We start from the raw sequence: 10,389 nt of genomic DNA, 5'->3' as shown, positions 1-10,389 counted from the left end.
TACTCAAGTACAGCCTGCGGCTAGTTTCCTAGTTTGCTCTTTGATTTTCATTGATTATTATATTACTTTCTATTTGTAGGAGGTTGCTTATGGAACGTCTAAAATCATTTATTACACGCTATTCTAAGGTCTATATTGGTTTAGTTCTGCTGATCTGGCTGGCTTTCTTCTTTGTTCCTTGGGATAAACCAGTTCTGGGAATATCTATCAATCTCTTAATCATGCAGAAAGTTTTACTAGTTTTTGGAATTCTGTCGATTTTGATGGCCTTGCTGTCCAAGAAAGTCAGTCTCTTTGTTTTTGGACTTATCTGTTGTCTTTCTTTTTGGATAAATCTATTTATCCTATTTGCTATTTTGCCGATTTTTGGCAATTAAAGTATCATAAAAATCAGAGAGGTTAGCTTGGAAACTAGCCTCTTTTTCCTTTTCAAAATGGGGATTCTTCCTTGAAAATAATCAGTAATTGTGCTAAAATTAAAAGAACATTCTAAAATATTCGGAATTTAAAGTAAGGAAAAACATGGCTAATATTTTAAAAACAATTATCGAAAATGATAAAGGAGAAATCCGTCGTCTGGAAAAGATGGCTGACAAGGTTTTCAAATACGAAGACCAAATGGCTGCTTTGACAGATGACCAACTAAAAGCAAAAACAGTTGAATTTAAAGAACGTTATCAAAATGGAGAATCACTGGATTCATTGCTTTATGAAGCTTTTGCGGTTGTCCGTGAGGGTGCCAAACGTGTCCTAGGCCTCTTCCCATATAAGGTTCAGGTCATGGGGGGAATCGTTCTTCACCATGGTGACGTGCCTGAAATGCGTACAGGGGAAGGGAAAACCTTGACTGCGACCATGCCCGTATACCTCAATGCCCTTTCCGGTAAAGGGGTTCACGTAGTTACGGTCAATGAATACTTGTCAGAACGTGATGCGACTGAGATGGGTGAATTGTACTCATGGCTTGGTTTGTCAGTAGGGATTAACTTGGCTGCCAAATCCCCAATGGAGAAAAAAGAAGCCTATGAGTGTGATATTACCTACTCAACCAACTCAGAAATTGGATTTGACTACCTTCGTGATAACATGGTCGTTCGCGCTGAAAACATGGTACAACGTCCGCTTAACTATGCCTTGGTCGATGAGGTTGACTCAATCTTGATTGACGAGGCCCGTACACCTTTGATCGTATCAGGTGCTAACGCAGTTGAAACCAGCCAGTTGTATCACATGGCAGACCACTATGTAAAATCTTTGGACAAAGACGACTACATCATCGATGTGCAGTCTAAGACTATTGGTTTGTCTGATTCAGGGATTGACAAGGCTGAAAGCTACTTCAAACTTGAAAATCTCTATGACATCGAAAACGTAGCTCTGACTCACTTTATCGATAACGCTCTTCGTGCCAACTACATCATGCTTCTCGATATTGACTATGTGGTGAGCGAAGAACAAGAAATCTTGATCGTTGACCAATTTACGGGTCGTACTATGGAAGGTCGTCGTTATTCTGATGGATTGCACCAAGCTATTGAAGCCAAAGAAGGTGTGCCAATTCAGGATGAAACCAAGACATCTGCCTCAATCACTTACCAAAACCTTTTCCGTATGTACAAGAAATTGTCTGGTATGACGGGTACAGGTAAGACTGAGGAAGAAGAATTCCGTGAAATTTACAACATTCGTGTTATTCCAATCCCAACCAACCGTCCTGTTCAACGTATTGACCACTCAGACCTTCTTTATGCAAGTATCGAGGCTAAGTTTAAGGCGGTTGTCGAAGATGTTAAGGCTCGTTACCAAAAAGGTCAACCAGTCTTGGTTGGTACAGTAGCGGTTGAAACCAGTGACTATATTTCTAAGAAATTAGTCGCAGCTGGCGTTCCTCACGAGGTCTTGAATGCCAAAAACCACTATAAAGAAGCCCAAATCATCATGAATGCTGGTCAACGTGGTGCTGTTACCATTGCGACTAACATGGCCGGTCGTGGTACCGACATCAAGCTTGGTGAAGGGGTTCGTGAACTTGGTGGACTTTGTGTTATTGGTACAGAACGTCATGAAAGCCGTCGTATCGATAACCAGCTTCGTGGACGTTCAGGTCGTCAAGGAGACCCAGGTGAGTCACAATTCTACCTATCTCTTGAAGATGATTTGATGAAACGTTTTGGTTCTGAACGCTTGAAGGGAATCTTTGAACGCTTGAATATGTCTGAAGAGGCCATTGAGTCTCGTATGTTGACGCGTCAGGTTGAAGCAGCACAAAAACGTGTTGAAGGAAATAACTACGATACCCGTAAACAAGTCCTTCAATACGACGATGTCATGCGTGAACAACGTGAGATTATCTACGCTCAACGTTACGACGTTATCACTGCAGATCGTGACTTGGCACCTGAAATTCAGGCTATGATCAAACGCACGATTGGTCGTGTCGTTGATGGTCATGCGCGTGCCAAACAAGATGAAAAACTAGAAGCAATTTTGAACTTTGCTAAGTATAACTTGCTTCCAGAAGATTCTATTACGATGGAAGACTTGTCAGGCTTGTCTGATAAGGCCATCAAGGAAGAGCTCTTCCAACGTGCCTTGAAGGTTTACGATAGTCAGGTTTCAAAACTACGCGATGAAGAAGCAGTTAAAGAGTTCCAAAAAGTCTTGATTCTACGAGTGGTGGATAACAAGTGGACAGATCATATCGACGCCCTTGATCAATTGCGTAACGCGGTAGGACTTCGTGGCTATGCTCAGAACAACCCTGTTGTTGAGTATCAGGCAGAAGGTTTCCGTATGTTTAATGACATGATTGGTTCGATCGAGTTTGATGTGACACGTTTGATGATGAAAGCACAAATTCATGAACAAGAAAGACCACAAGCAGAACACCATATCAGTACAACAGCGACTCGCAATATCGCTGCCCACCAAGCAAATATCCCAGAAGATTTGGATTTGAGCCAGATTGGACGGAATGAACTTTGCCCATGTGGTTCTGGTAAGAAGTTTAAAAACTGTCACGGTAAAAGACAATAAAATGAGATAGTTTAGAGGCGGATACCTTGTGAAAAGTAAATTTTTACTTGGTATCCGTTTGCTTTATAAGGAGATGAGTTATGGTATTTACAGCAAAAAGTCCTAAAATTAATATTGAAGAAGTTCGTGCCTTATCAAAACTAGAAGGCCAAGCTTTAGAGAGGAAATCACAACGCGATCAAGAGCTAGAAGCCATTATACGTGGAGAAGACCAGCGAATTCTCTTGGTAATCGGGCCATGCTCATCTGACAATGAAGAAGCTGTCCTTGAATATGCTAAGCGTTTGGCAGCTCTACAAGAAGAGGTGGCAGACCGTATCTTTATGGTTATGCGTGTTTATACTGCCAAACCCCGTACCAACGGAGATGGCTATAAGGGCTTGATTCACCAGCCTAATGCGACAGAAGCGCCTAGTCTTATCAATGGAATCAAAGCCGTTCGCCATCTCCACTATCGTGTCATCACAGAAACAGGTATGACGACAGCTGATGAAATGCTTTATCCTGAAAATCTTCCGCTAGTAGATGATTTGATTTCTTACATGGCGGTTGGTGCCCGTTCGGTTGAAGATCAGCAACACCGCTTTGTGGCAAGTGGGGCAGATTTTGCGACTGGTTTTAAAAATCCAACCTCTGGAAATCTCAATGTTATGTTTAATGGGATTTATGCTGCTCAAAACAAACAAAGTTTCCTCTTCCTAGGAAAAGAAGTAGAAACAACTGGGAACCCGCTTTCGCACGCTATTCTTCGTGGAGCGATCAATGAGTATGGTAAGAATATTCCCAACTACTACTATGATAATTTGATGGATACTATTGCCCAGTATGAGAAAATGGGCTTGGAAAATCCTTTTATCATCGTGGATACCAATCATGACAACTCTGGTAAGCAATACATGGACCAGATTCGAATTGTTCGCCAGACTTTGATTAACCGTGATTGGAATGACAAAATCAAGCAGTACGTTCGTGGTTTTATGATTGAGTCTTATCTAGAAGACGGCCGTCAAAACGAACCAGAAGTATTTGGCAAGTCTATCACAGACCCTTGTCTTGGCTGGGAAAATACGGAAGCCCTTGTCAGAGAAATCTATCAAACGCTAGGAGAATAAGATGGCATTTATTGAAAAAGGTCAAGAAATTGATATTGAAGCAATCAAGGCAGAAACCCAATTGTCTGCGGAAGCCCTGCGACTAAAGGAGCGCCGTGATAGAGAATTGGCAGACATTATTTCAGGAGAAGATGACCGTATCCTTTTGGTGATTGGTCCTTGCTCTTCTGATAATGAAGAGGCTGTCTTGGAATATGCCCGCCGTTTATCCGCCTTGCAGAAGAAGGTGGCGGACAAGATTTTCATGGTTATGCGTGTTTATACTGCTAAACCTCGTACTAACGGAGACGGCTATAAAGGTTTGGTTCACCAACCAGATACCTCTAAGGCTCCAAGCCTGATTAACGGCTTGCAGGCTGTACGCCAGTTACATTACCGCGTGATTACAGAGACTGGTTTGACAACGGCAGATGAGATGCTTTATCCGTCAAATCTGGTCTTGGTAGATGATTTGGTTAGCTACCATGCTGTAGGGGCTCGTTCTGTGGAAGACCAAGAGCACCGTTTTGTGGCTTCAGGGATTGATGCACCAGTGGGAATGAAAAATCCAACCTCAGGAAATCTTGGGGTTATGTTTAACGGTATCTATGCCGCTCAGAACAAACAGACCTTCCTCTTCCATGGTCAAGAAGTTGAGACTTCAGGAAATCCCTTGGCCCACGTCATCCTTCGTGGCGCAGTCAATGAATATGGGAAAAATGAGCCTAACTTTTACTATGAAACCCTGCTAAATGCCATTGAACGCTATGAAACTATGGGACTTGAAAATCCCTTTATCCTCATTGATACCAACCATGACAACTCAGGCAAGCAATATATGGAGCAAATTCGAATTGTTCGCCAGACCTTGCAAAATCGTGATTGGAACGAGAAAATCAAAAAGACGGTTCGAGGCTTTATGATTGAATCCTACCTAGCAGATGGTCGTCAAAACCAACCAGAGGTCTTTGGCTGCTCCATTACCGACCCTTGCCTAGGTTGGGAAAATACAGAGACCTTGGTAGAAGAAATCTATGCTACCTTGACAAAATAAGTGAAAAGGATGGAGTTGGGGGAATCTCAACTCCTTTTGATGAGAATGATAGTTGGACACGGAATTGACATCGAAGAATTGGCTTCGATAGAAAGCGCAGTTACACGACATGAAGGATTTGCTAAGCGCGTGCTGACCGCTAAGGAAATGGAACGGTTTAACAGTCTTAAAGGGCGCAGACAAATCGAATATTTAGCTGGTCGCTGGTCGGCTAAGGAGGCATTTTCCAAGGCTATGGGAACGGGTATTGGAAAAATCGGTTTTCAGGATTTGGAAGTCTTGAATAATGAACGCGGGGCGCCTTATTTTAGTCAGGCACCATTTTTAGGAAAGATTTGGCTGTCTATCAGCCATACCGATCAGTTTGTGATAGCCAGTGTCATTTTGGAGGAAAATCATGAAAGCTAGTCCACATAGACCAACCAAGGCTCTGATTCATCTGGGAGCTATTCGACAAAATATTCAGCAAATGGGGGCTCATATCCCTCAAGGAACGCTCAAATTTGCAGTAGTCAAGGCTAATGCCTATGGTCATGGGGCTGTTGCTGTTGCGACGGCTATTCAAGATGATGTTGATGGCTTTTGCGTTTCCAATATCGATGAAGCCATTGAACTCAGGCAAGCTGGACTCAGCAAGCGAATCCTCATTTTAGGAGTTTCTGAAATAGAAGTTGTTTCTCTTGCTAAAGAATACGACATCACCTTGACTGTGGCTGGACTGGAGTGGATTCAAGCACTCTTAGATAGGGAAGCAGACCTATCAGGTTTGACAGTCCACCTCAAGATTGATTCAGGCATGGGACGGATTGGTTTTAGAGAGGCTAGTGAGGCTGATCAGGCTCAAGATTTGCTCAGACAACATGGTGCTCGTGTTGAAGGGATTTTTACCCACTTTGCTACTGCAGACGAGGAATCAGATACCTACTTTAATGCCCAGTTAGAACGGTTTAAAACTATTTTAGCTAGTATGAAAGGTCTTCCAGAGCTGGTTCATGCCAGTAATTCGGCAACGACTCTATGGCATGCAGAGACTATTTTCAATGCGGTTCGTATGGGAGATGCTATGTATGGTCTTAACCCTAGCGGAGAGGTCTTGGACTTGCCCTATGACTTGAAACCAGCCTTGACCTTGGAATCTGCTCTGGTTCATGTCAAGACAGTTTCAGCTGGAGCTTGCATGGGCTATGGAGCAACTTATCAAGCGGATAGCGAGCAAGTCATTGCGACGGTGCCAATCGGCTATGCTGATGGTTGGACACGAGACATGCAGAATTTCTCTGTCTTGGTAGATGGGCAAGCTTGCCCAATCGTTGGGCGGGTTTCTATGGACCAAATCACTATTCGTCTGCCTAAGATTTATCCGCTAGGAACAAAAGTCACCTTGATTGGTTCCAACGGGAACAAGGAAATCACAGCAACTCAGGTAGCGGCCTACCGCGGGACTATTAACTATGAGGTGGTTTGTCTTCTCAGCGACCGCATACCGAGAGAATATTATTAGAAAAGAAAGGAGTGGAGCATGAATCTACATCAACCCTTGCATGTCTTACCTGGTGTGGGACCAAAGTCAGCAGAAAAATACGCCAAACTAGGAATTGAAAATTTGCAAGACCTCTTGCTCTACTTTCCTTTCCGTTATGAAGACTTCAAAACTAAGCAAGTATTGGAACTAGAGGACGGGGAGAAGGCAGTCCTATCTGGTCGAGTCGTGACTCCTGCTAGTGTCCAGTACTATGGTTTCAAGCGTAATCGCCTACGCTTTAGCCTCAAGCAGGGAGAAGTCGTTTTTGCAGTGAACTTCTTTAACCAACCCTACCTAGCTGATAAGATAGAGTTGGGAGCAACTCTTGCCGTCTTTGGAAAATGGGACCGTGCTAAGGCTAGTTTGACTGGGATGAAGGTCCTGGCTCAGGTGGAAGATGACCTCCAACCTGTTTATCGTCTGGCTCAGGGAATCAGTCAGGCCAGTCTGGTCAAGGTTATCAAGACAGCCTTTGATCAGGGACTGGACCTCTTGATTGAGGAAAATCTGCCCCAGTCTTTGCTAGACAAATACAAACTCATGTCCCGTTGTCAGGCCGTTCGTGCCATGCATTTCCCTAAGGATCTGGCAGAATACAAGCAGGCCCTTCGCCGTATCAAGTTTGAGGAACTCTTTTATTTCCAAATGCAATTGCAGACGCTCAAGTCTAAAAACAGAGTTCAGGGAAGCGGTCTGGTTCTGAATTGGTCTCAGGAAAAAGTGACAGCTGTTAAAGAAAATCTGCCATTTGACCTAACCCAAGCTCAGGAAAAGAGTTTGCAGGAAATTTTGACAGACATGAAGTCCGACCACCACATGAATCGTCTCTTACAAGGTGATGTGGGGAGCGGAAAAACTGTGGTTGCTGGCTTGGCCATGTTTGCGGCGGTGACAGCTGGTTATCAGGCTGCCCTAATGGTACCAACAGAAATCCTCGCAGAGCAACATTTTGAGAGTTTACAGAACCTTTTTCCAGACTTGAAACTGGCTCTTTTGACAGGTTCCTTGAAAGCTGCAGAAAAGAGAGAAGTCTTGGAGACTATTGCCAAGGGTGAGGCTGATTTGATTATCGGAACCCACGCTCTGATTCAGGATGGGGTAGATTATGCTCGTCTTGGCTTGATTATCATCGATGAGCAGCACCGCTTTGGTGTAGGGCAAAGGCGTGTTCTGAGAGAAAAAGGCGACAACCCAGATGTCCTCATGATGACGGCGACTCCCATACCACGGACGCTGGCTATCACGGCATTTGGCGATATGGATGTTTCCATTATTGACCAGATGCCAGCAGGGCGGAAGCCTATTGTGACACGCTGGATCAAGCATGAGCAACTATCTCAGGTCTTGACTTGGTTAGAGGGGGAAATTCAAAAAGGTTCACAAGCCTATGTCATCTCTCCCTTGATTGAAGAATCAGAAGCTCTGGATTTGAAAAATGCTATTGCTTTATCTGAGGAATTGACGGCTCATTTTGCTGGTAAGGCAGAGGTGGCTCTTCTACATGGTAAGATGAAGAGTGACGAAAAAGACCAGATTATGCAGGAGTTCAAAGAGCGAAAAACGGATATTCTGGTTTCAACGACGGTTATCGAGGTAGGGGTCAATATTCCCAATGCGACCGTCATGATTATCATGGATGCCGATCGCTTCGGTCTCAGCCAGCTTCACCAGCTTAGAGGTCGTGTGGGTCGGGGAGACAAGCAGTCCTATGCGGTTCTCGTTGCCAATCCCAAGACGGATTCTGGGAAAGACCGCATGCGCATCATGACAGAAACCACCAATGGATTTGTCCTTGCGGAGGAAGATTTGAAAATGCGTGGTTCAGGTGAAATTTTTGGAACCAGACAGTCAGGTCTTCCAGAGTTCCAAGTAGCTGATATTATCGAAGATTTTCCGATTTTAGAAGAAGCTAGAAAAGTTGCTAGTTACATTAGTTCTATTGAAGGCTGGCAAGAGGATCCAGAGTGGCGCATGATTGCTCTTCATTTGGAAAAGAAAGAACATTTAGATTAAGCTTTCTCTAAGGAAAACTTAAGCTAGCTTTCAGGTTTGCCCCTTATACTAGAGTCATCAAAAAGAAACGAGGACTCTCATATGACAGTAACGATTAAAGTAAACTACCAAACCACTTTCCAAAAGAAAGAAGTAAAAAATTAAGATTGAAGAGAAGGAAGAAAGAGCGAAATGCTCTTTTTTGTTTCTAAAAGCACAATTTATTGAATCTAAAATAGCACACTGCGGATTCTAAAAAAATTCTAGAAATTATAGTAGATTGAATCTGGAATAGTACACCTAGTTTTCTAAAACATTTTTAGAAATTAGTTTGAATTCCGCGATCAATTTGTTCAGTTTTTATTTCATTTAACTATAATTTGACTTTCCTAATTTCTTTGTTCATATCTTATTTCAATACACTATATCTTAATATTTCAGAGCCAACATCTAGCATAACTAAAAAAACAGATTCTTCCATCTATTACGGAAAAATCTGTCATTGATTTAATGATTTACAAAAACTCCAACCACGGCTTGCGAATATTATCTTTGCTGGTTTCTCTATATTTTTTAGTTCTTATTTATGATGCTCTTTCAATAGTTCTTCAAACTCAGAGACAGTCATACCCAACTGTTGACTGGCAACTTCAGAAGGCAAAAGACCTTGACGGACTAGATTTAGTAGCATAGACAAACTTCCTTCAACTTTTCCACGCTCCAGTCCCTGTTCAATCCCTTCTGCCCTAGCTTGTTCCAAGGCATAGTCCTGCGCTAACAAGGCTTGTTCTTCTCGCATACGTAGTTGACTAAACATCTTCCTGTCCTCCTCGGACCAGCTCTTGTAGTCCAGCAGTTGGTCTGCCTGGCTGATGGCTCGCTCGGGTTCCTGAGTAAAGGGTTTATTCCCAAAAAACTCCAACCACGGTTTGCGAATGCTATCTTTGCTGGTTTCTCTGTATTTTTTTAGTTCCAAGAACGCCATCTTAACTAAATGGTTTTCCTGACCATTGTTGGTAATGGTTAAAACCTCACCTGTCGTGTCCTCACGCATACTGAAACTGTGAAAGGCTAGGTCATCTGAGAAATAATTACTATCCACAATAGCAATTGCGTATACTGGTGCGATGTGTTTGTAACTCTGGTGAGTGTTTCCTTCTTGTTGACGAATTTTTTCTAGATTTTGATTGACCTGACTGCATAGGTAAGCCCACAGGCGATTGATGAAAAAATTCTGATGATGCACTTGTATTTCGATAATAACCTGGGTGCCGTTGTCTAACTCCGCTAAAACGTCTATACTGGTATAGAAATCCTGCACTGAATAAGGTATGGAGGGTAATACGTGAATATTGCTTCCCTCCAAAATGGTCACATTTTTGGCTGGTAAGTCCAGCATATCGCGAATAAATTGACAAGTGATTTCTGGGTTGCTAAAAATCTTCTTAGCCACTAAATCATTGGTCGGGCTAATGCCCGGATGTCTGAGAATCATTCTTTCTCTCCTTTCATTATAGCACATTTTTACCTCTAGGTTGACTAGATTTAGTGCTTCTATCTATTTATTCGTAAAAAAGCGTAACTTCTCAAAGTAACTTCCCTCTCTCTCCCAAAACTGGAAGTTAGTTTTAGAAGTGACCCAATGAAAATCAAAGAGCAAACTAGGAAACTAGCCGCAGGTTGCTCAAAACACT

At 42.9% G+C, this 10,389-nt stretch carries 8 protein-coding genes; 7 read left to right on the top strand and 1 reads right to left on the bottom strand.

Translation table 11 applies throughout. The features are described from left to right. The first annotated feature begins 89 nt into the window (after positions 1-89). The 7 genes from ADG81_RS04875 (at position 90) to recG (ending at position 8,716) form a co-directional block, all read left to right on the top strand. The gene (locus tag ADG81_RS04875) at positions 90-377 is read left to right on the top strand and encodes a membrane protein (RefSeq protein WP_049551076.1); all 288 of its coding nucleotides are present in this window, start codon (positions 90-92) and stop codon (positions 375-377) included. 145 nt (positions 378-522) lie between these two features. Continuing rightward, a complete protein-coding gene (gene secA, locus ADG81_RS04870) occupies positions 523-3,036 on the top strand; it encodes a preprotein translocase subunit SecA (protein ID WP_049551075.1) in 2,514 nt (837 codons plus the stop codon). 80 nt (positions 3,037-3,116) lie between these two features. Continuing rightward, positions 3,117-4,148, top strand: coding sequence for a 3-deoxy-7-phosphoheptulonate synthase (locus ADG81_RS04865; protein ID WP_049551074.1), 1,032 nt, complete (start codon positions 3,117-3,119; stop codon positions 4,146-4,148). 1 nt (position 4,149) lies between these two features. Then, positions 4,150-5,181 (top strand): 3-deoxy-7-phosphoheptulonate synthase, encoded by a 1,032-nt coding sequence (locus tag ADG81_RS04860; protein ID WP_049551073.1) that lies wholly within the window; start codon positions 4,150-4,152, stop codon positions 5,179-5,181. Between the two features lie 45 nt (positions 5,182-5,226). Then, positions 5,227-5,589 (top strand): holo-ACP synthase, encoded by a 363-nt coding sequence (gene acpS / locus ADG81_RS04855; protein WP_049551077.1) that lies wholly within the window; start codon positions 5,227-5,229, stop codon positions 5,587-5,589. Beyond that, entirely contained in the window at positions 5,579-6,682 is a 1,104-nt protein-coding gene (gene alr, locus ADG81_RS04850) for an alanine racemase (protein WP_049551072.1), read from the top strand. Before acpS ends, alr begins: the two co-directional genes overlap by 11 nt. 18 nt (positions 6,683-6,700) lie before the next feature. Beyond that, positions 6,701-8,716, top strand: coding sequence for an ATP-dependent DNA helicase RecG (recG, locus tag ADG81_RS04845; RefSeq protein ID WP_049551071.1), 2,016 nt, complete (start codon positions 6,701-6,703; stop codon positions 8,714-8,716). A gap of 559 nt (positions 8,717-9,275) precedes the next feature. Here recG and ADG81_RS04840 read toward each other — a convergent pair. Next, complete coding sequence (locus ADG81_RS04840) at positions 9,276-10,190, bottom strand: Rpn family recombination-promoting nuclease/putative transposase (RefSeq protein WP_049551070.1); 915 nt, start codon at positions 10,188-10,190, stop codon at positions 9,276-9,278. Positions 10,191-10,389 lie beyond the last annotated feature (199 nt).

It is taken from the genome of Streptococcus pseudopneumoniae (genome assembly GCF_001070815.1).
GTDB lineage: Bacteria > Bacillota > Bacilli > Lactobacillales > Streptococcaceae > Streptococcus > Streptococcus pseudopneumoniae_P.
The sequence above is the reverse complement of the archived record's forward strand: the minus strand, read 5'-3'. Positions and strand labels throughout refer to the sequence as shown.